The sequence below is a fragment of the Agrobacterium larrymoorei genome (assembly GCF_013322225.1).
GTDB lineage: Bacteria > Pseudomonadota > Alphaproteobacteria > Rhizobiales > Rhizobiaceae > Agrobacterium > Agrobacterium larrymoorei_A.
This window is the reverse complement of record NZ_JAAMFB010000009.1, coordinates 145896-166737: the sequence shown is the minus strand read 5'-3', so window position 1 is coordinate 166737 and position 20842 is coordinate 145896. Positions and strand designations below refer to the sequence as shown.

General features: G+C 56.2%; 16 protein-coding genes. 6 read left to right on the top strand and 10 right to left on the bottom strand.

The annotated features are described in order from the left end of the window. The first annotated feature begins 122 nt into the window (after positions 1-122). Genes G6L28_RS04660 through G6L28_RS04650 form a run of 3 tightly spaced genes read left to right on the top strand, consistent with a single transcriptional unit; the run spans position 123 to position 3629 of the window. Positions 123-1046, top strand: coding sequence for an ABC transporter permease subunit (locus G6L28_RS04660; RefSeq protein ID WP_174062628.1), 924 nt, complete (start codon positions 123-125; stop codon positions 1044-1046). Positions 1047-1051: 5 nt separating this feature from the next. Then, a complete protein-coding gene (locus G6L28_RS04655) occupies positions 1052-1900 on the top strand; it encodes an ABC transporter permease (RefSeq protein WP_174062627.1) in 849 nt (282 codons plus the stop codon). A gap of 4 nt (positions 1901-1904) precedes the next feature. After that, positions 1905-3629, top strand: a complete 1725-nt coding sequence (locus G6L28_RS04650; RefSeq protein WP_174062626.1) for a M14 family metallopeptidase — start codon at positions 1905-1907, stop codon at positions 3627-3629. Positions 3630-3682: 53 nt separating this feature from the next. Here the strand turns inward: G6L28_RS04650 and G6L28_RS04645 are convergent, their stop codons facing one another. After that, positions 3683-4018: a hypothetical protein gene (locus G6L28_RS04645; RefSeq protein ID WP_174062625.1), complete on the bottom strand. Its 336-nt coding sequence runs from the start codon at positions 4016-4018 to the stop codon at positions 3683-3685. 267 nt (positions 4019-4285) lie between these two features. Between G6L28_RS04645 and G6L28_RS04640 the strand changes: the two genes are divergently transcribed. Genes G6L28_RS04640 through G6L28_RS04630 form a run of 3 tightly spaced genes read left to right on the top strand, consistent with a single transcriptional unit; the run spans position 4286 to position 8410 of the window. Then, complete coding sequence (locus G6L28_RS04640) at positions 4286-4951, top strand: ABC transporter ATP-binding protein (protein WP_174062624.1); 666 nt, start codon at positions 4286-4288, stop codon at positions 4949-4951. Continuing rightward, positions 4942-7350 (top strand): FtsX-like permease family protein, encoded by a 2409-nt coding sequence (locus G6L28_RS04635; RefSeq protein ID WP_174062623.1) that lies wholly within the window; start codon positions 4942-4944, stop codon positions 7348-7350. The genes G6L28_RS04640 and G6L28_RS04635 overlap by 10 nt, the downstream gene beginning before the upstream one ends. Beyond that, positions 7340-8410 carry a lipocalin-like domain-containing protein gene (locus G6L28_RS04630; RefSeq protein ID WP_174062622.1) on the top strand — a complete coding sequence of 357 codons (1071 nt, stop codon included), beginning with the start codon at positions 7340-7342 and terminating at the stop codon, positions 8408-8410. The genes G6L28_RS04635 and G6L28_RS04630 overlap by 11 nt, the downstream gene beginning before the upstream one ends. A gap of 63 nt (positions 8411-8473) precedes the next feature. Here the strand turns inward: G6L28_RS04630 and G6L28_RS04625 are convergent, their stop codons facing one another. The 9 genes from G6L28_RS04625 to oppB all read right to left on the bottom strand — a co-directional run bounded on the left by G6L28_RS04625 (position 8474) and on the right by oppB (position 20837). After that, positions 8474-9784 (bottom strand): HlyD family type I secretion periplasmic adaptor subunit, encoded by a 1311-nt coding sequence (locus G6L28_RS04625; protein WP_174062621.1) that lies wholly within the window; start codon positions 9782-9784, stop codon positions 8474-8476. Beyond that, positions 9771-11615, bottom strand: coding sequence for a type I secretion system permease/ATPase (locus G6L28_RS04620; protein WP_174062620.1), 1845 nt, complete (start codon positions 11613-11615; stop codon positions 9771-9773). Before G6L28_RS04620 ends, G6L28_RS04625 begins: the two co-directional genes overlap by 14 nt. An 11-nt stretch (positions 11616-11626) precedes the next feature. Beyond that, positions 11627-12481 carry a hemolysin gene (locus G6L28_RS04615; RefSeq protein ID WP_174062619.1) on the bottom strand — a complete coding sequence of 285 codons (855 nt, stop codon included), beginning with the start codon at positions 12479-12481 and terminating at the stop codon, positions 11627-11629. 126 nt (positions 12482-12607) lie between these two features. Further along, the gene (locus tag G6L28_RS04610) at positions 12608-15160 is read right to left on the bottom strand and encodes a TonB-dependent receptor (RefSeq protein ID WP_337795747.1); all 2553 of its coding nucleotides are present in this window, start codon (positions 15158-15160) and stop codon (positions 12608-12610) included. A 217-nt stretch (positions 15161-15377) separates the two neighbouring features. Further along, a complete protein-coding gene (locus G6L28_RS04605; protein WP_234902465.1) occupies positions 15378-16367 on the bottom strand; it encodes a FecR family protein in 990 nt (329 codons plus the stop codon). Between the two features lie 126 nt (positions 16368-16493). Next, positions 16494-16994, bottom strand: a complete 501-nt coding sequence (locus G6L28_RS04600) for an RNA polymerase sigma factor (RefSeq protein WP_174062616.1) — start codon at positions 16992-16994, stop codon at positions 16494-16496. Positions 16995-17178: 184 nt separating this feature from the next. Beyond that, positions 17179-18789, bottom strand: coding sequence for an ABC transporter ATP-binding protein (locus G6L28_RS04595; RefSeq protein WP_174062615.1), 1611 nt, complete (start codon positions 18787-18789; stop codon positions 17179-17181). 1 nt (position 18790) lies between these two features. Beyond that, positions 18791-19921, bottom strand: coding sequence for an ABC transporter permease (locus G6L28_RS04590; protein ID WP_174062614.1), 1131 nt, complete (start codon positions 19919-19921; stop codon positions 18791-18793). Then, entirely contained in the window at positions 19914-20837 is a 924-nt protein-coding gene (gene oppB / locus G6L28_RS04585; RefSeq protein ID WP_174062613.1) for an oligopeptide ABC transporter permease OppB, read from the bottom strand. Before oppB ends, G6L28_RS04590 begins: the two co-directional genes overlap by 8 nt. Positions 20838-20842: the final 5 nt, after the last annotated feature.

Here is a 20842-nt window from a genome sequence, read left to right as displayed (position 1 = left end):
ACTAGAGCTGTTCCGCATTTCTTTGAAAAGCAAACCTCTCTAGCTCTTTGTTTTTACGCAATTCCGCACGCAAAACCGCGTTACACTTTTACTGGAATTGCTTTCGTACCAAGGACAGATACGTGGCCGGTTTCCTTATCAAGAGATTGTTGCAGGCGATTTTCGTCGTTATCGCCATCACACTTCTCGTTTCATTCGCCATCCGCCTGACGGGTGACCCCGCAGTCACCATGTTTCAGGGCGGCGGCAGCATGACGGAAGAGGATCTGGTGCGCATTCGCACGGCCCTTGGCACCGACCAGCCGTTCTTCGTCCAGTATCTCAACTTCCTGAAAGGTCTGGTGACGCTGGACTTTGGCCGCAGCTTCACGGGCAGTACGCCGGTATCGCGCCTGATCGCAGATGCCCTGCCCGCCACGCTGCTTCTCGCCTTCATTTCCATGGTCGTATCCATCGCGCTTTCTATCCCGCTCGGCATCAAGGCGGCAACATCGCGCGGCAAGACGGCAGATCAAGTGATCCGCGTTCTCTCCCTGCTCGGCCTGTCCTTCCCGAACTTCTGGCTCGCCATCATGCTGGTGCTCTTGTTCTCGATCACGCTCGGCTGGTTGCCGCCAAGCGGCATGGTCGGTTACGCGAGCTACATCATGCCAGCGGTAACGATGGGCGTCATTCTGACCGCAACGAATGTCCGCCTCGTGCGCACCGCCATGCTCGATACGCTGCGGTCGCAATATATCATGGTCGCGCGCGCCAAGGGCCTGAGCGAGAACAAGGTTCTCTACAAGCACGCGCTGCGCAACTGCGCCATTCCGCTCATCACCTATTTCGGCATCCAGTTCGGCGGACTTCTCGGCGGCATCGTCGTCATCGAGCGCGTGTTCAACTGGCCGGGCCTCGGCACATTGGCCTTCGATGCGGTCGGTGCGCGCGACTATCCGGTCCTTCAGGGCGTCATCACCGTCCTCTCGCTGATGATCGTCGGCATCAATCTTCTGATCGATATAGCCTATGGCCTGATCGATCCCCGCATTCGCACGGAGTAATCGCCATGGCTGCCCGAACCTCTCGCCTTTCGCGTTTCTCCAGCTTCGAATTCATCGTCGGCGCGTCGCTGACGACGATTATCTGCCTTGCCGTGCTGTTTTCGGACATCCTCTTCCCAGGCGGTGCCGAAAAAATCGATCTTATGGCCCGCTTGGCGAAGCCCTTCACCAATGCCGCCCACCCTTTCGGCACCGATCCGCTGGGCCGTGACGTGCTGGCGCGCGTCGTTGCAGGCGGCAAGATTTCGCTTCTCGTCGGCTTCACATCCGTTATCGGCGGTGTCGTCTTCGGCGTGGTCGTCGGTCTGGTCGCGGGTTATTATCGCGGCTTCTGGGACATGCTGGTCATGCGCTTTGCCGATATCCAGCTCGCCATGCCATTCATCCTGCTCGCCATAACCTTCATCGCCATTGTCGGCGGCAGCCTGACGAACACGATCATTCTTCTGATCGTTTCGCAGTGGGTGCAATATGCGCGTCTCGTTCGCGGCTCGGTCTTGAGCCTTCGCGAACGCGAATTCATCCTCTCCGCCCGCGCCATTGGCGTGAAAGACTGGCGCATCATCTTCCAGCACCTGCTGCCGAACCTGATCGGCCCGGTGATCGTGCTGATGACGCTGAATGTCGCCAACAACATTCTTCTGGAAAGCAGCCTGACCTTCCTCGGCATGGGCGTGGACCCCACCATCCCCAGCTGGGGTGGAATGCTGGCCGATGGCCGTACCTATCTGCAAACCGCGTGGTGGGTCAGCGTTTTCCCAGGCCTTGCCATCCTTTTGACCGTGCTTGGCCTTAACCTCCTCGGCGACTGGCTGCGCGACAGCCTGGACCCCACCGGCAGGACATCGAGATAAGCAAATGACAGTGATTTTCGAAAAGCGGTTCGAGCGGACTCTGGATAAGCTCGAGGCTGAGGCCATAAATCGCAAAAGCTTACAGGCATGGACATTCGATGACCGGGCAAGCCGTACCGCGACCGAGAACCGCTTGGCTCAAAAAGGCATAAAATGCTGCCTTTTCAGCGCCTACAAGCCGCTTCTTCACGCATTTATCGAACACATCGATCTTTCAGGTGTCGAAGCTATCGAAGTCTTCTATCCGGTCCACGCGAATGCACCGGAAAACCGCTTCCGTCTGGAGGCCTACCCTCTGGCTGCGATGGTCGGAGAGCGCAAGATCCACTTCGTCGCCCGTAGCGATGATGCATTTTACTACGATGTTCTGCTGAAATCCGCTGATGGTGAACGCAAGATCGTCGTTCCCGCGCCGAATCGCGTCCACCCGGACTTCGCCGGAGAAACCAGCGTGTCGCCAACCGGCTGGCTGGCGATTGATGGGAACGAAGGCCAACGGCTGGAAACAGATTACGAGGCTCTCTTCGCGCAGACCATGGAAGCGATCACGCGTTACGATTGGGGCAACGATGAACCTTACTTTGAAGAGCTGAATATCCGCGTAACCCATCCAGCAGGCGATGAAACTCTGCCCGTTGGTGACGAGCGGACGAGCCTTCGCGAAGCCCTGCATGAAGATTTCTACTTCTCGCTGCTCGAGTTCTTCCAGAAGAAATCAGGTAGGCCGCTTGGCGACCGTGGTTTGAAACCGGGTCAGATCGTGCCGGAGATCGTTCAGTCGAACGGAGAGATTTCGGTGCGTGTCGAATTGAAGCCGCTTTCGACGGGCTTTACGGATGGCGCCGCACAGGAAATTAACGGCGCAGAATCTCGTCTCTCGTCCACCCAGATTTTCGAGGAGCTTGCATCCATCGAAGGCCTTTCATTCGAAGCTAAATCGCGCGCCGGGCGGCCCGTATTAGGCCGTTACCGAAAGGGAACGGATGCCGCCGTGATGATCAGCGGTGGTCAGCACGCCAATGAGACGACTGGTGTTACGGGGGCATTGCGCGCCGCCAAAACTGTCGCTGCACGCAATCAAGCGCATTTCACCATCTCGCCGCTCGAAAACCCGGACGGTTACGCGCTGCATCAGCGACTGTGCGCGGAAAATCCCCGCCACATGCACCATGCCGCTCGCTACACAGCGCTTGGTGACGATCTGGAGTATCGCACGGAAGCAACCGCGTCCGGTTTCATTAACGAAAAGCAAATCCGTTTTCAGGCGCAAAACTTAAGCGGCGCACAGCTTCACGTTAATTTGCACGGCTATCCATCGCATGAATGGACGCGTCCCCTTTCAGGCTACATCCCTCGCAATTTTGCGATGTGGACGGTGCCAAAAGGCTTTTTCCTGATCGCTCGTTACCATGCCGAATGGGAGTCTCGAGCTGAGGATTTACTGAATGCCGTCACGAGGCACCTCGGCGCAATTCCGGGTTTGCTGGACTATAACAACAGACAGATTGCGCTCTATGAGATCCACGCCGGGGAAACCGGATTCCGGATCATCAATGGTTTTCCCTGCCTTGCTTCGGTTGACGATCGTCATGATGTTCCCATGACGCTGATCACGGAATATCCGGACGAAACCATTTACGGCGCAGACTTCATTTCAGGCCATACGGCGCAGATGGAAACCGTTCTTTCTGCTTATGATGCGTGGCAAAGGATCATGCGCGTAGCCTAATGCCGCAACAAAAAAACCCGCCAATGGCGGGTTTTTACGTACATGTTCAACCTTCAGATTTCAGGGCAACCGCGCTCATTTGCGAATGTAATCGTGTCCGAGCCACGACGTGTATAGCCTTGGACAACCACACGGCGGGGCGTGACGCGGACAACTTCGGGGTCCCGAAGGCCAGAATCACGAGCTGCTGCTCTCGCTTCGCGCTCGCTGCAGCCGCGCATACGCGGTGGGCCTCTCCGGTCGTCACGGTCTCGGTCGCGGATCACCGGACGCACGCCATCTGGCCCAAGCCGAAGCTCCACATCCTGCGCTTGCGCAAAGCCCGACATAGCGACACTTGAAACTGCCATAGTAACGGCAAGTCCCGCGACTTGAATGACCTTCAGCATGTTGCCTCCTAAGGTACCCTTGACTGGGCACATCGTTGTTTCACGCTGCAATAACGTATTTTTTACTCCACGGTTCCTTATGCGAACGTGCACGCGCCTTTTATTATCGAGCAGCGGTGGCTTGAAGCTGCGACCTGTTCTTGTAATGCCAACGTAGCGTTTTGGATCGGATCGTCCCGAAACTTCGTGCTACTCTTATCCGGTCGAAGCCACTAGGCTACAATAAGAGGGTTGGCCCTTCAGCCCCTTATTTCCTTCGAGAATGCGATGATCCTGACACTGGCGGAAATCACCAAGTCTTATCAGACAACAGAAGGCACCGTCCCTGTCCTGCGGGGTGTCAGCCTCTCTCTGGACGCGGGACAAAGCCTCGCACTGACTGGCGAATCCGGCAGCGGCAAGAGCACGCTTCTTCACCTGGCAGCAGGACTGGATAAGCCCGACAGCGGGACCATCACGGTCGATGGCCTCGAAATCGGAAATCTCGATGACAAGGGTTTGGCCAACTATCGCCGCCATGGCGTGGGACTGGTTTTTCAGCAGTTCAACCTGATACCGAGCATGGACGTTGCTGCAAACATATCTTTCCACGCCAGACTTGCGGGACGCGTGGATACTGCCTGGGAACGACAGCTTGTAGAAGCGCTCGGCCTTGCCAGTCTTTTACAGCGTTATCCGGAGCAGCTTTCAGGCGGGCAACAACAACGTGTCGCCATCGGCAGAACGCTGGCGGCAAGACCGCCGCTGGTTCTTGCCGACGAACCGACAGGAAATCTCGATGAGACCACCGCCGACAATGTGCTGGACATCATGCTCGAGCTTACGAGATCGGCGAAAATGGCGCTTTTGCTTGTCACCCATTCAGCAAGACTTGCCGCAAAGCTGGATCGTCGTGTCGTCTTGACCGGCGGCAGGGTTTCAGGATGCATCTGACCGTTCTTGCTGCACCCCTCTCCCATTGGCGTCACAAGCCGCTCCAGTTTGTGACACTCATACTCGGTGTTGCGCTTGCGACCGCGCTCTGGACCGGGGTTCAAGCCATCAACGCGGAGGCACGGGCAAGTTATGCACGCGCAGCGAAAGTGCTGGAACAGAACACGTTTGAGCAGCTCGTTTCGAAAGATGGGGGTGAAATTTCGGTTGCGTCCTACGCGTTGCTCCGGCGGTCAGGTTGGAACGTTTCGCCGGTCATCGAGGGAAGTTACAGATTTGGCCAAGCCCGTATCCGGCTTATCGGAATAGACCCGTTGACTATTCCATACGGCAACATGGGACCAAAGATTTCAAGTGCTTCGGATCTTATCGCCTTCATGAAACCTTCCGGCCTTCTGATCCTGTCGCCAGCCACGTCCGCGAAGCTCGAAGGACTCACAGATATCCCAATCAAGATCGACAGGGATATCCCGGACGACTCCGCCTTCGTCGATATCGCGCTTGCGGACCGCCTGCTTAAAAAAGGTGGTGCGATAAGCAGGTTGATAATCGCACCGAAACAGAGGTTCGGATTGACCCCGATCGGAACATTAACCCCGGAACTGGCGGTGCTGGATGCTGGCAGCGAACCGGGTATTGCGAAGCTGACGGATAGCTTTCACTTGAACCTCACGGCATTTGGCTTTTTGTCTTTCGTCGTCGGGCTCTTCATCGTGTATTCCGCGACGGGCTTTTCCTTTGAGCAGCGTCGCGGCACGTTCAGGACATTGAGATCGCTTGGCGTGTCATTATCCTCACTGACCGTCATACTACTGACCGAGATAATGCTCTTTGCTTTAATCTCGGGCCTGATCGGCATCATCATTGGGTATCTCATCGCATCTACCCTGTTGCCGGGTGTCGCCATCACCCTGCAAGGCCTTTATGGAGCGAGCCTGCCCGATGCCATATCGGTGCGCTGGGAGTGGTGGCTTGCCGGTCTCGGCATGGCCCTGATCGGAACCCTTCTCGCTTCCGCCCAAAGCCTACTGCAACTATGGAAGATGCCAATTCTTGCGTCAGCACAGCCACGCGCGTGGCAACTGGCCTCCGCCAGATGGCTTCAGCTTCAGCTTATAACAGGTGAGCTTCTACTGTGTTGCTCGGCGGCTTTCGGGTTGATTGGTAGCGGTCTCTACTCCGGCTTTGCAGTTCTCGGAGGTTTGCTTCTCGGTGCAGCGCTGGTGCTGCCCGCGCTGCTTGCCCTTACGATAAAAGTTTGTGCGAATGTTTCGAAGTCCGTAATTGGCAGCTGGTTCTGGGCCGATACCCGACAACAACTACCGGGATTATCTTTGGCATTGATGGCGCTGCTGCTTGCTCTCTCCACCAATATCGGCGTCACGACCATGGTCTCCAGTTTTCGTGAGACTTTCCTCGGTTGGCTCGATCAGCGTCTGGCCGCAGAGGTCTATATAACGGCACGCAACGAGGAAGAAGCTACGCGCTTGCGGGCCTGGCTGCCAAATCGCGTCGATGCGGTGCTACCGATCTGGAATATTGAAACGGAGATCTCGGGCCAGCGCACACAGATATTCGGCATCGCCGACGACGCCACCTATCGCGATCACTGGCCTTTGATCGCCGGTTCTCCAAACGTATGGGATGAGGTTGCAGCTGGCACCGGAGCCTTGGTCAACGAACAGCTTTGGCGTGCCGGTAAGGCGGCAATGGGCCAAACACTGGCGTTGCCGGGTGGCTTAAAGGCCCATGTTGTCGGTGTTTTCTCCGACTATGGCAATCCAAATGGTCAAATCATGATCGGCCTTTCGGCGTTTAAGAAACTTTACCCCGATGCGCCAAAACTTCGCTATGGGGTGAGGATCGATCCGGGCAGGCTCCCCAAACTAAGGCAGCATCTCGTCGAGGACTTTGGACTGCCGGAGGCAAACATCGTCAATCAGGCAACTCTGAAGCGCCAATCCACTGCGATTTTCGAACAAACATTTGCGGTTACCGGTGCTTTGAACGTGCTGACGCTTGCCATCGCAGGGTTTGCCATGTTTTCGAGCCTCTTGACCCTCTCTTCTCTTCGCTTGCCGCAACTGGCGCCGCTTTGGGCGATGGGTCTTAGACGTCGCAATCTTGCAGTCCTCGAGATGGTACGGACTTTGGGCTTATGGTTTGCAACCTTCATTCTTTCCATTCCCGTCGGACTTCTGCTCGCCTGGATATTGCTCGCAGTCGTCAACATGGAAGCTTTCGGCTGGCGTCTTCCAATGCTTCTGTTTCCCGTCGATTGGCTGAAGCTAGGCGGCGCGGCACTTATCGCGGCACTTCTTTCGGCGCTCATTCCAGTCAGGAAGCTCGCGACGATCGATCCCGCAGAGTTGCTGAGGGTGTTCACCAATGAGAGATAGCCGCGCTTTCAGGCTCGCAGTAACACTGCTGGCCTGCCTGCTTACTCCGATAGCAAGCTTTTCCCAAGGGTTCGCGGGGCTTGGCTCAAGTGCCGATGGATTTGCCATTCCACAACGCGGAACGGTGCTGGAGTTTCCTCGCGATCATGGGGCGCATCCCGACTTCAGGATCGAATGGTGGTACGTCACCGCCAATCTCCAGACGACAACCGGCCAGCGTCTGGGGGCCCAGTGGACGCTTTTTCGTTCGGCTCTCGCACCGGGCGAAAAACAGGGTTGGTCCGACCCGCAAATATGGATCGGACATGCAGCCGTAACCACCGTCAACGAGCATTATGTGGCAGAGCGGCTGGCTCGAGGCGGTATCGGACAGGCCGGCGTGAAGGTTCAGCCATTCGAGGCAACAATCGATGATTGGTGGATGAAAAGTACGGGAGACAGCCAAGACCAGATCGAACGACTGGCATTGAGCGCCAATGGCGAAAGCTTTTCATACCAACTCAATCTCGAGGCGCAGCGCCCCCTTATTTTACAGGGAGACAGAGGATACTCGTTAAAATCACTGGCCGGGCAAGCGAGCTATTATTACTCTCAGCCGTTCTATACCGTCAGCGGAAGCGTAACTCTTAACGGTTTTCCTGTGAATGTCAGCGGACAAGCCTGGCTGGACAGGGAATGGTCCTCCCAACCCCTCAATGCCGACCAGACAGGGTGGGACTGGTTCTCGCTTCACCTTGCGACTGGCGAAAAATTGATGGCCTTTCGCCTTCGGGACGGAGGCGATGGCTACATCTCCGGCAATTGGATTTCGCCCGATGGCAGCACGACGGCGCTTGCGCCTGACGACGTGGTTCTTGAGCCGTTGCGCAGCGCAGAGGTGCAGGGCAGATCCGTGCCAGTTGAGTGGAGCGTAAAGGTCCAAAGTCGCGGTCTCGATATACGAACGAAGCCACTTAACGAACAGTCGTGGATGTCCACTTCCACGCCGTATTGGGAAGGCCCGATACAGTTTGAAGGAAGTGTTTCCGGCGAAGGGTATCTGGAAATGACCGGATATTGAAGCGCAGCGCGCGAGACGGTTCAGCCGGGTGCCTATAATGAGTGGGCAGGCTACGACGCCCACCTATTCCTCGCGAAAGGCGCGATTGATCTGATCCGACAGTGGCTTGGCAAGGTAGGATAATGCGGTCCGTTCCCCGGTTTCGATCATTGCTTCGGCTGGCATTCCGGGAACGAGCCTCAAATCCCTCAGCTTCGCCAGTTCATCTTTGGATACGGTCAAGCGGACGAGATAGTAAGATAGTCCACTCCGTTCATTCGTCGTGAGGTCCGCTGCGATCCGCGTGACGTCTGCGTTCAGTTCTGGCGTCGTCCTCTGACTGAAGGCTGACATGCGCAAGACGGCCTTATGCCCGAGTGTGATCTGATCTATGTCTTTCGGTGCTATCTGCACTTCGAGCGCCAGGTCATCGCCCTCCGGCACGATGGACATGATTGCTTCCGCGGGCGTAACCACACCGCCCACGGTGTGAACGGAAAGCTGATGCACGGTGCCGGATTGCGGTGCCACGATATCAATCCGCCTAAGATTGTCCTCAGCAGCAACCTTGCGCTCGACATACTCACCGATCTGCGCCTGAACTTCTCGCAGCTCGAGGCCCACTTCGGTTTTCAGATCCTGCTCGATCTGGAGAATTTGCAGCTTCGTTTCAGAGATGCGGCCCGCGACCTGCGCCTGATAGGCGATCTTTTCGCCTCGCTCTCCGCCAAAGGTCGCAACTTGGGTCTTCAACCCATTCAGCCGTTGATCGGAGACGACGCCCTGCTCTCTCAACCCGCTCAAGGACGAGATTTCCTTGTTGAGGACCTCTATGCCATCCCGGTACGCTGTTTCCTGCGCCTTCAGTCCTTCGATCTCATGCTCGAACTGTGCAATCCGTTCTGAAAGCTGCGCCTTCTTTCCCTGCCGGGAATCCTTGCGGAACTCGAAAAGTCGCGTTTCGCTGTGAATGGCAGAAGCAACGTCAGGTTCGTTCTGGCGCGCAACAAGCCATTCGGGAAAGGTGATCTGCTGCAGATCGTCCCGCTCGGCCTCCAGCCGCGCAAGTCGCGCAGTCAGTTCATCCAACCGCTTTGTTACGATGGCCAGATTGGCCCTCGTTTGCGTTGCATCCAGCCGCATGACGACATCACCGGCCTTGACCACATCCCCGTCACGTACGAGAATTTCGCCGACGACGCCCCCGGTGGGATGTTGCACGGTTTTAACATAGGTATCGACCACGAAATGCCCCGGCGCGACAACTGCGCCCGACAGCGTGGTAACGGAAGCCCAGGCGCCAGCGCCTCCCACAAGCGCAACACCCACGACCACACCGGCTATGAGGTGGCGGCGGATCGATCTCGAAACATCGTAAGGCTTAGTGTTTGACATCCTCTGCCTCCCGCTTCTGTGTGGCCACGTTCTCTTCGGCAGGCTTCTCTGTCGCTACCTGAGCGACTGCGCGGAGCGGTCTCATCCCATATCCTGTAACGGGAAAACCCTTAGCCGCAGACGGCGTGGCAGCGCCGCCTTTCAGCACTTTGGAGAGAACATCATCGCGCGGACCGAAAGCCTTTTGCTGCCCGCTATCCATCATCAACACCAGATCGACGACCCCGATCGCACTTGGGCGATGTGCAATCACCACAGCAATTCCGCCCCGACCGCGAACGGAGGCGATGGCGTTGACCACAGCTGTTTCACCCTCTGCATCGAGGTTGGCATTCGGCTCATCCAGCACCACGAGAAAAGGCTCGCGATACAGTGCCCGCGCCAGCCCGATACGCTGGCGTTGACCTGCTGACAGCGCCGAACCCGCCTCACCGATGCGTGTTTCATAACCCTTCTCGAAACGCAGGATAAGCTCATGCGCACCCGCCGCCTGTGCTGCAATGACGATGTTCGCAGGATCGGCCTCTTCTTCGAAACGCGCTATGTTTTCGGCAATTGTGCCGTCGAACAGCTCCACGCCCTGCGGAAGATAGCCTATGTGGTGTCCAAGCGCTTCACGATCCCACTGATCGAGGCTTGCACCATCCAGCCGCACCTTACCGGAGGCTGGGGTCCAGGCGTTAACGAGAATGCGCGAAAGCGTTGATTTTCCAGAGCCTGAAGGCCCGATCACCCCCAACGCGCTGCCAGCTTTAACCGCAAAATTCAAACCCAAGACAGTGGGCTTCTTTTCTCCAGGTGGAATAATAACCGCGTTTTCGACCCGCAATTCTTTTTGCGGCGCAGGCAAGGCGGTGACTGGCGCATCCTCGGGGATTTTGGAAAGCAGATCCTTGAGCCGTGTCCAGCTTTGTCGGGCCATAAGAAAGGGCTTCCAGCTGGCGATTGCCAAATCGACCGGGGCAAGCGCGCGACCCATCATGATTGAACTGGCAATCATCACACCGCCGCTAACCTCTTGCCTAATGACGAGATACGCACCGACACCCAGAATGGCAGATTGCAACATGACACGCAGGGACTTCGAGATACCGCCAAGAACGCCGGTCACATCCCCCATGACACGGTTGGCTGCGAGATAGTCGCTATTTGTGATGCTCCAGCGGGATGCGATACGACGACCCATGCCCATGGACTGCACCACTTCGGCATTGCGCCGTGAGCCTTCAAGCAAAGCATTGCGCGTCATGTTGTGAGTGATGGTATCGCGGATCGGCTTCTGAGACATCGCATTCGTCAGCAGCGTGAGCGCGACAAGCACGATGGCGCCGACAAGCGCCGTCATACCGATCCAGAAATGGAATAGAAAACATATGCCAAGATAAAGCGGCATCCACGGCAGATCAAAAAACGCGGTCGGACCCTGGCTCGAAAGAAAACCTCGAACATTATCGAGATCCCGCAACGGCTGAAGCCCGTCGCCCGGCATCCGCGTCAACAGCGGTAATCGCACCACGGCGTTATGGACATTACCGGATAATTGGTTGTCGAACTGTTCGCCGATACGCAGCAGCACACGCGCGCGAATGATTTCAAGCGCGGCCTGAATGAGAAACATGCCAGCGGCGAGAATAGACAGGCCGACCAGCGTAGGCACGCTACCGCTGGCCAGAACGCGATCATAAACCTGCAACATGAAGACGGGGGAGGTCAATGCGAGCAGATTGACCAGACCGCTGATGAGAGCTATTCCAAAAGACGCTCGTCTGAGGGGTGAAACGACCGTCGCAGCCAAAGGCTGCGACGGCGTTTGCTGTGGCGCTTGCGACACTACAGCGTTCCTCAGGCGGCTTCTGCCAAGGCAGCAGCTGGCGTGAACAAGAAGTTACCTGCTGCGAGAGCAGTCTTCGTCACGCCTTCGAGCGTTACAGAACCGAGGCTACCCAGATCGATAACCGTGTTGGCTCCGACCTGTGAAGAAGCGGCGTAAACTTCTGCAAACGTATCGAATGCAGCGCTTTCAATGCCACGGAAATCGATCCAGTCCCCCCCTGCACCGGCTGTAAAGCCCGTAACCGTGTCATGTCCAATGGTGCTTGAAAGAGCGCCGTCAATATCCCAATCGAATACGAAACGATCACGCCCAGCACCGCCGTTTAGGGTGTCGTTGCCATCGAAGCTATATAATACATCATTTCCAGCTGTACCGTTTTGAACTGTCCCGCTGTTGCCGAAGAAATCAAACAGACCCGGCTGCTGATTGCCGCTTGCAGCGGTGATGCCGGTAAAGTTCGAGAGCGGATTGGAGGCTTGATTAGCGTTGTGCGTCAGCGAATAAATGGCGCCACGGAAAGATGCGTCCGGCACACCGCCACCGAGATCGATGCTGACGCCTACATTAGCGAGGCTGTAGCCGGCGCTTGCGGAACCAGAAAGGCCGCTGCCAAAGTAGAGGTTGTCGACGCTACCGGTAAATGCGCCACCGACACCGTAACTGAACTCGCCGTCGAAGATAGCACCACTTCCGCCCGCTACGCCCTCAGCCCATTGTGTATAGGCATAACCCGAACCGGCGGGAGCTGTAACGAGATTACCATTTCCAACATAGGTTCCAAGCCCTTGGGCCCATGAGGTGAGGCTCTGCACGAGGTTGAAGCTGGTTGCACCCGCAGCAGCATTGATTGTAACGACAGGCATTTCCTGATCCTTTTCGTTCTGTGCTTTCGCACTTTGCTTAATTGTCCGCTTCCAAAGCGAACCTCCGGGTCACGATATTGCTACCGTAACGATGGCGTCGGGTTTTCAAACCCCAAGAAAACGGCGCTAGAATTTCACATTCAGCGAGGCAGTGAACGTTCTGCCCGGCGCAGGAAGCGCACTTGTTCCCAGCGACGGCCAATAGGCTTCATCGGTGACGTTGTTCACCGCAAAACGCAGTTTCGCGTTCTCGTTGAATGCGTAAGAGCCGTAAATGTCGTAGATTCTGTAGCTGTATGGAGACGTGTAGGTACCGGCAAGAACACCAACTGTCGGTATGGTCTGCTGGACATAGGTCATGCGTCCACCGAGCAGGAAGCGCTCGTCAAACATGCGCACGCCAGCGTCCAGCGAAAAGCGTTCCTTCGGCGCGACGAAGATGATGGGCGCGCGAGTGATGTTGCCACCACCCGGGACCGCATTGAGTTCAGGCGGACCATTATAAGTGTACGTGCTGGCGAGGTCCGTATCTGTCCGCGTATAGGACAAACCACCATAGGCAAACCCGACATCATAATTTGCCTCAAGCTCCAGGCCCCGCATCCGCGTGGTCCCGTCGAGATTGACGTTGGTGGTATAATTTTGCTCGAATGGCTCGTAGTGGATACGCGCCATTGCGATGTAATCTTTAATATCGCGGCGGAACCAGACGGCCTTCAGGCGGAAACTATCGTCTGCCGACAATAACCCGTCAGTCTTGATATTGGCGCCGACCTCCCATGTCTTGCCCTGCTCGGCTCTCAAATTCGGGTTCGGCATGTTTTCCGTTGCATCCGTATTTGGATGTCCGCCAGAAATTAGCGTTTCCATTATGGACGGTGGACGGTAGCTCTCCTTGTATGTTGCGAAGGGTTGGAGCCAATCGAATGGCTTGATCGAGACCGACGCCGAAGGGAGTAGAGCGCCGCCAGATTTGTCGGCATTGAAATTACTTATCTGCGCAGGGCCCTGCCCCAGAACCGGGTCGATTGGAATGATACAAAATGTTGGATCAAAATCGTCCCACAGGTCACATCCGCCTGGACTCACGACGATCAACCTGCCCGGGGCAGCGATCTGTGTCGAACCCTTAAGACTATAATGGTCATATCGCAGGCCACCCTGCACCGTGAGCCATTCGTCATGTTCCAAGGTTGCGTTAAAGAAGCCACTTGCCATATCTGCGCGACCAGAGGGGTTCATGCCCTTGTAGCCGTAGGCTTCATCGATGCCCGAGCTATTGATGCGTGATATTGCATCCGTCTCACCATCATCCCGGAATGCCTCCGCGCCATAATTCAGCGAAAGCGCTCCAACCGGGAGCTCGAAACGACTCGTATTTTCAATGCTACCGCCCCAGCTCTTCATCCCGTAAGAGACGGAATCGGGCACGAGGTAATTGCGCACCTCATCGTTCTTCGTGTCGGAAAGCCAGAGTTTCGCCTTGAGATCGATGAGTTCCGATTCCGGGTCCCACGAAAGGGAAGAGGAAATCGTGTTGTTGAGATAATCCTCGTCGTCGATGCGCGTGCCTTCGCTCAACGAAGAATCAATATCGTAACGCATCCAGCTCACATCGATTTTCACATCGTCTATCGGCGTGGCCTCAATCTTAAGCAGGGTGCCGACACTGTCGAAACCGGTTGAGAGGACCTCGTCACCGACGATGGTCGCCCAGCTCGTCAGCCTTTCGCTGTTTCGCGAGCCAACCTTGTACTCTCCCAGCCGTTTATGGCTTACGCCGCCTATGATCGAGAAGTCTTCCGAAAAACGGATGCCAGCGATGGCATTTCCGTCGAAATTGAAGGCATTTGTGCCGCTACCAGCGGCTACGGTACCGCCCCACTTTTCGCCGGGCATTATAACGTCATCTGCGCTGACTGAGCGAAAATTGACAGAACCTCCGAGAGACCCTGCGCCACCGACACCTGAGCCGGATGTCTTTTCAATCTCTACGGAGCGGATAAAGGACGAGTCGACGAACACCTGTTGGGAGCCACCGTGGCCCGCTCGCTGAAAATTCTGCCGCGCACCATCGATCATCGAAACGACGCGATTATTGTCTTGGAGACCACGAATATTTACCTGGACGCCGGGTTTCTGTGATTCAGAGCGGTTGACCTGAACGCCAGCAACATGATCAAGAACGTCGCGCGCGCTGCGTGCTCCTGAATTCTGTATCGCCTCCTGCGAAACCACGCTCACACTCGCTGGCGTTTCATAAACCCAGTCCGGAGTTCCCTGAAAGCCAGAACCCGTTGCCGCATTGCGGTCCGTCTTGCCGCTGACGACAATGGTTTCCAGAACGGTCGAGCCATCCGCGGATACTTCGGAAGAGCTTGTTGCGGTGCTGCCGATTATGACGCTGCTTCCGGACAGGCGGTAAGCGACGCCGGTGCCGTCCAGCAGACGGGAAAGTGCTTCCCTTGCCGTGAAGCTACCCGTGATCGCGTTCGTGCGCACGCTTCCTGCATTTGCAGCAGCCAGAGTGATCTGCAAGCCGGACTGACGTCCGAATGTACCGACGGCTGCTGAAAGCGGCTGCGCCGGAATGTTGAATGCACGTCTCTGCGGCTGTGACGCTTCTGCCGATGCATTGGTTTGCGCCTGAGTGTCGACACTTCCTAAAATTACGGCCACTGCCGTTCCAGCCAAGAGGAAAAAGCGACGGCCTGCTTTTAGTGAAGCCCGCCTTTTCGTCTGCGCTGCGTACCCGTACCCCATAATACCCCGTCCCAATGCCATCATAACAAATGTTGATTTTTACATTCAACAAAAAGACGAGCGGGGCGTGAGTTTTTTTCAGAGAAAAGTCGGATAAATCATAAACACTTGAAAATAAATGATTTTATTTAGATCAGAAGCGGGAGACAATGCGTGCAGTATTCGCCACGGCACGAATTTTGCCGCCATATGGACTGACAAGTGCCTCAATTGCTTCATCGGGCTTGGCCAGATTGTAAAAGCCTGTGACGCGGCTGTTTGCCAAGGTTGAATCAGGAATGGAAATCCAGGCCGGATGGTATGGACGGATCATATCGATAACGCTCCCGACAGTTTCATCGACGACATAAAGCTGGCCCTGCCGCCATGCCGCGATCTCAGCGACATCGATATTCTGCCGCTGAATCCCCCCTGAAACCTCGTCCAGCACCACTCTTTCTCCGGGTGCCAGTAATTGGGGCGGCATGGATGTTCCATCACCGACAGTTGCCCGCACTGAGCCACGCTCCAAAGCAACACTCGTTTTTTGCTCTGACATTTGAATATCGAAAGCAGTACCGAGAACCTCGACTTTCATGTCCCGGGCTTGAACGGTGAAGGGTTGGTCTTCATCCTTTTTCACATCGAAATAGGCCTCGCCGGCCAGCAGCGTGACCCCGCGCCTGCCAGGTTGATAATCGATGGCGATTGCGCTTTCCGGTGCGAGCGTGACCTGGGTGCCGTCCTGAAGCGCTATCGTCCGGGTTTCCATATTTGCAGTCACATAGTCGGCCCACAGACGCAGGCTTGCATCTGGCCAAACCAAGATGCCAAGACAGAGTACAGTAAGAACGGCGACGCCCTTTGCAGCCCGTGAAAATCTGCGGCGAACAACGCCGCTTCGACGGCGCGGCATGGCCGATGGACTGATGGCAGGATGATCCCTCACCGGCTCGGTGACTTCGAACGATCCTAGCGCACTCCACACGCGACAGGTCTTTTCCCATGCAAGGCGATGGTCAGAGCTTGTGTCCAGCCATAAAGCGAAATCCGCGAGCAGTAGCGCATCCTGATCATTGTTTTCCAGACGCATGAACCAGTCGGCAGCCTCATCGAAGAGATCGACGCGCTTTCCATCCCGCATATGTTTGTCACCCTCAACCAACATGGAAGCTCGCTTCTGCCCGAATTGCCTGCATTCTAAAGCCTTTGATGAAAGAGACGATTTGGGCTGGGTAATTTTTCACGGATTTACGAAGACGCTGCATTTTCATGTCAATTGTCTCGCTATTTCCGCAAGCCCGGTTCTTATCAGCCTGTGAACGCTGGCAACGGATGTGCCGAGATGCTTGGCAATCTCTTCAAGCCCGTAGCCACCGAAACGATGCATCTCTAGCGCCACCCGCACGTTTTCCGGCAGAGTCGCTAAAATGCTGGTGACCTGTCTCACCTCATCACAGAAAAGCGCATGATCTTCCGGTGTGCGGTGGTCCTGCGGCAATCCCCAGAAAGGCGTGTCGTCCGGCCTCTCGCGCAGATCGTAACGCCGCCGCTTGCGCACATCGAGCGCCAGATTGCGGACAATGCGAAAGAGATAGGCTTTCAGAGAATGCGGCGTCTCGGCCTGTTGCGGCACGAACTTCAGGAAGGCTTCCTGAACAATTTCCTCTGCATCTTCGCGCGACCCCAGAATAGGCGTGGCATAGCGGATGAGGTCAAGGCGGTGCGCGGCGTAAACCGAATAACGCTTATCGTCTTCCCGTATGCCCATCTGGTGAATACCGACTACCGTTGCCTGAACCGGCAAAATTTCAAATGCGACTTATACCTGCATAAGGTGCAGAGTTGCATACGCTATAGCAGCGGTTATACCGATCTACAATTACTTGAGTTAGAATATCATATTTTTAAAGGGCCTGTTAGGGCCTTGCAAAATCAGCAAGGCCCATTGCTTCTCAGGCTGCGGCATCCGCAGTGAAGGCCGATTTGATGAGCGTCTTGGTATACTCTGCCGCCGGATCGTTAAAGATCGCGTCGGTTTCGCCCTCCTCTACGATCTTTCCGTCCTTCATCACGATCACATAGTCCGAAATAGCCTTGATGACGGAAAGATCGTGACTGATAAAGATGTAGGATAGGCCGTGCGTCTTCTGCAGCTCACGCAACAGGTCGATCACCTGCCCCTGCACGGAACGGTCGAGGGCCGACGTCGGCTCATCGAGAATAACGACATCAGGCTTGAGAATGATCGCGCGGGCAATAGCGATGCGCTGGCGCTGGCCGCCGGAAAACTCGTGCGGATAACGGTTGCGCGCCGCGGGGTCGAGGCCGACTTCCGTCAACGCCTCGATCGCCCGCTTGTCGCGTTCGGCGCGGCTCAGCTGTGGCTCATGCACGAAGAGGCCTTCAGTGATGATTTCGCCCACTGTCTGGCGCGGTGAGAGCGAGCCATAAGGGTCCTGAAACACAAGTTGCAACTGACGCCGTAGCGGACGCATGGCTTTTCTGTCCAGTCGCGAAATGTCCTGCTTTCCGAACAGGATGCGACCGCTTGCGGGGGCGAGACGCAAAAGCGCACGTCCAAGCGTGGATTTTCCAGATCCCGACTCCCCGACGATGCCGATCGTTTGGCCCTGGCGCAGATTGACATTAACGCCATCTACCGCGCGAAAGGCGCTGGCCTTGGAAAAGAGCCCCCCGGGGATTTCGTAATCCACTGTGACGCGTTGACCGGAAAGAACGACAGGAGCCTCGCTGCCAACCGGCGGCTTGTGACCGCTCGGCTCGGCATCAAGAAGCATCTTCGTGTAATCCGCCTGCGGGCGCTCGAAGATATCTTCGGTCGTGCCTTTCTCGACGATTTCGCCACGGCGCATCACGGCAACCCGGTCAGCAAAATGCCTGACGACGCCGAGGTCGTGGGTGATCAGCACAACCGCCATGCCGAAGCGCTGCTGCAACGACTTCAGCAAATCGAGGATTTGTGCCTGAATGGTCACGTCAAGCGCCGTGGTCGGCTCGTCGGCAATCAGGATGTCCGGCTCATTCGCCAACGCCATTGCGATCATGACGCGCTGACGCTGACCGCCGGAAAGCTCATGGGGATAGCTGTCGATACGACGTTCAGGGTCAGGAATTCCGACCAGCTTGAGAAGTTCCAGAACACGAGCGCGCGCTTCCTTCTTGCCGCTTCCGCGATGATGGATGATCGGCTCGGCGATCTGCGCACCGATACGGTAAAGTGGATCGAGCGACGTCATCGGCTCCTGAAAGATCATGGTGATCTTTGCGCCGCGAATGTCGTTGAGTGCTTTCACCGGCAGACCGACGAGTTCACGTCCGCGATATTTCGCCGAGCCATGAATCTGACCATTGGAGGCGAGCAGCCCCATGATACCCATCATCGTCTGACTTTTGCCGGACCCGGACTCACCGACGACGGCAAGGGTTTCGCCCTGTTTCACATCAAGATCGATGCCTTTCACGGCATTCACCGTGCCATCGGGCGTGGTGAAATCGACCTTGAGATTGCGAACTGTCAGGATTGTTTCAGATGTCTTGTCCATGTCAGCGATCCTTTGGATCGAGCGCATCGCGCAACCCGTCACCCACGAAATTCAGCGAAAACAGCGTCAGTACGAAGAAGGTCGCCGGGAATATCAGCAGCCACGGCGCAGACTGGATATTCTGCGCGCCTTCCGAAATCAACGCCCCCCAGCTCGTCAACGGTGCCTGAACACCGAGACCGAGGAAGGAGAGGAAGCTTTCCAGAAGAATGACCTTCGGCACGACAACCGTAACGAACACCACAACGGGGCCGATGGTGTTTGGGATGATGTGGCGGCGAATGATCTGCCAGTCGGTAAGACCCAGGGCTTGAGCCGCACCCACGAACTCGCGCCGTTTCAGTGCAAGCGTCTGGCCACGCACGATACGCGCCATGTCCAGCCATTCCACCGCACCTATCACCAGAAAGATGAGAATGAAACTGCGCCCGAAGAACACGACGAGGACGACGACGAGGAACACGAAGGGCAGCGAATAGAGGATTTCCACGAAACGCATCATGACGTTGTCGACACGACCGCCGATGTAGCCCGCAGTCGCGCCATAAACGACGCCGATGCCGAGCGAAACGAGGCTGGCGAGTACGCCGACCGCGATGGAAATCTGGCCGCCGAGCATGACGCGCGCGAGAAGGTCGCGCCCGTTGCTGTCGGTGCCGAAGAAGAAGTATTCGCGGTTCACATCGCCTTCGAGCTTTAGCGTGCGCCCTTCATCTTCCGTGGCAACGACCTTGGTATTTTCGAATTCGTTGGCACGGTCGAAATAACGGGTGGTGCGCGGGTCGATCTCGTTGGAGGATGTCACGGTTGCGGTGAAGGTTTGGCCTTCAACGGCAAATTCCTTCAATTCAACCCGCGCTCGTGCTGCAACATCCTCCATGACGTCTTGGAGGTTGTTCACGTCCGGCCGGGGCTCAAGGCTCGGAGAAACGGACACATAGGACGAAAACACCTGATCGTAAGTATGGGTGAGAAAATGCGGTCCCATAAACGAAAACAGGGTGATCAGCACCAGCATGATGGAACCGGCCATCGCCGCCTTGTTGCGGCGGAAGCGCAGGGCTGCGAGCTGGAAGAGGCTTCGGCTTTTGACCGTAGCGGCAGGTGCAATGGTGCCGGGGATATCAGTCATGTCTGACCCTCGGATCAAGAAGGCCGTAAAGAATATCGACCACAAGATTGAAAACAATGACGAAGATGGCGATGAGAACGACGGTTCCCATGACCAGCGTATAGTCACGATTAATGGCGCCCAGCACGAAATAGCGGCCGACACCTGGAATGGTGAAGATGGTTTCTATAACGGCTGAACCTGTCAAAAGCGCTGCGGCGCAGGGTGCAAGATACGACACGACTGGCAGCATGGCAGCGCGCATGGCATGGAGGACAACCACGCTGCGCGCGGGTAGACCATAAGCCTTTGCGGTACGAATATGATCCATGCGCAGAGCTTCGATCATTGCGCCACGCGTAAGGCGGGCAATCACCGCAAGCTGTGGCAGTGAGAGAGCGATCATCGGCAAAATGAGATAGCGCACAGAACCGTCGCCCCAGCTACCCGCTGGCAGAAGTCCGAGAATGACCGCGAAAATCAGTGTGAGAACCGGCGCAACCACGAAGTTCGGCACGGTTATACCAACCGTCGAGATCGACATGATTGAAAAATCGAAGACGCTGTTCTGTCGAAGCGCTGCCAGCGTTCCGGTCAGAATGCCGCCAACGAGCGCCAGAAGCAGGGCATATGAGCCGAGTTCCAGTGAGTATGGCAGTCCCTTGCCGATCAACTCGGCAACCGTATTATCCTTATAGATATAGCTCGGGCCAAAATCGCCGCTGACGGCGTTGCCTATATAGATGAGGTACTGGCGCCATAATGGTTCGTCCAGATGATAGGTTCTCATCAGGTTTTCCATGGTCTGCGGTGGCAGGGGGCGTTCAAGGTTGAACGGACCGCCCGGCGCAAAACGCATCAGGAAAAACGAAATCGTGACGACGATAAACAACGTCGGCACGGCGCTCGCCAAACGGCGCAGAATAAATGAGATCATAGTTT

Coding starts and splice junctions, on each gene's coding strand:
- G6L28_RS04640 (WP_174062624.1), top strand. CDS start 4,286: ATGATCCTGACACTGGCGGAAATCACCAAGTCTTATCAGACAACAGAA.
- G6L28_RS04625 (WP_174062621.1), bottom strand. CDS start 9,784: ATGTCAAACACTAAGCCTTACGATGTTTCGAGATCGATCCGCCGCCAC.
- G6L28_RS04600 (WP_174062616.1), bottom strand. CDS start 16,994: ATGGGCATACGGGAAGACGATAAGCGTTATTCGGTTTACGCCGCGCAC.
- G6L28_RS04635 (WP_174062623.1), top strand. CDS start 4,942: ATGCATCTGACCGTTCTTGCTGCACCCCTCTCCCATTGGCGTCACAAG.
- G6L28_RS04655 (WP_174062627.1), top strand. CDS start 1,052: ATGGCTGCCCGAACCTCTCGCCTTTCGCGTTTCTCCAGCTTCGAATTC.
- G6L28_RS04605 (WP_234902465.1), bottom strand. CDS start 16,367: ATGCGGGATGGAAAGCGCGTCGATCTCTTCGATGAGGCTGCCGACTGG.
- G6L28_RS04615 (WP_174062619.1), bottom strand. CDS start 12,481: ATGCCTGTCGTTACAATCAATGCTGCTGCGGGTGCAACCAGCTTCAAC.
- G6L28_RS04590 (WP_174062614.1), bottom strand. CDS start 19,921: ATGACTGATATCCCCGGCACCATTGCACCTGCCGCTACGGTCAAAAGC.
- G6L28_RS04645 (WP_174062625.1), bottom strand. CDS start 4,018: ATGCTGAAGGTCATTCAAGTCGCGGGACTTGCCGTTACTATGGCAGTT.
- oppB (WP_174062613.1), bottom strand. CDS start 20,837: ATGATCTCATTTATTCTGCGCCGTTTGGCGAGCGCCGTGCCGACGTTG.
- G6L28_RS04595 (WP_174062615.1), bottom strand. CDS start 18,789: ATGGACAAGACATCTGAAACAATCCTGACAGTTCGCAATCTCAAGGTC.
- G6L28_RS04650 (WP_174062626.1), top strand. CDS start 1,905: ATGACAGTGATTTTCGAAAAGCGGTTCGAGCGGACTCTGGATAAGCTC.
- G6L28_RS04630 (WP_174062622.1), top strand. CDS start 7,340: ATGAGAGATAGCCGCGCTTTCAGGCTCGCAGTAACACTGCTGGCCTGC.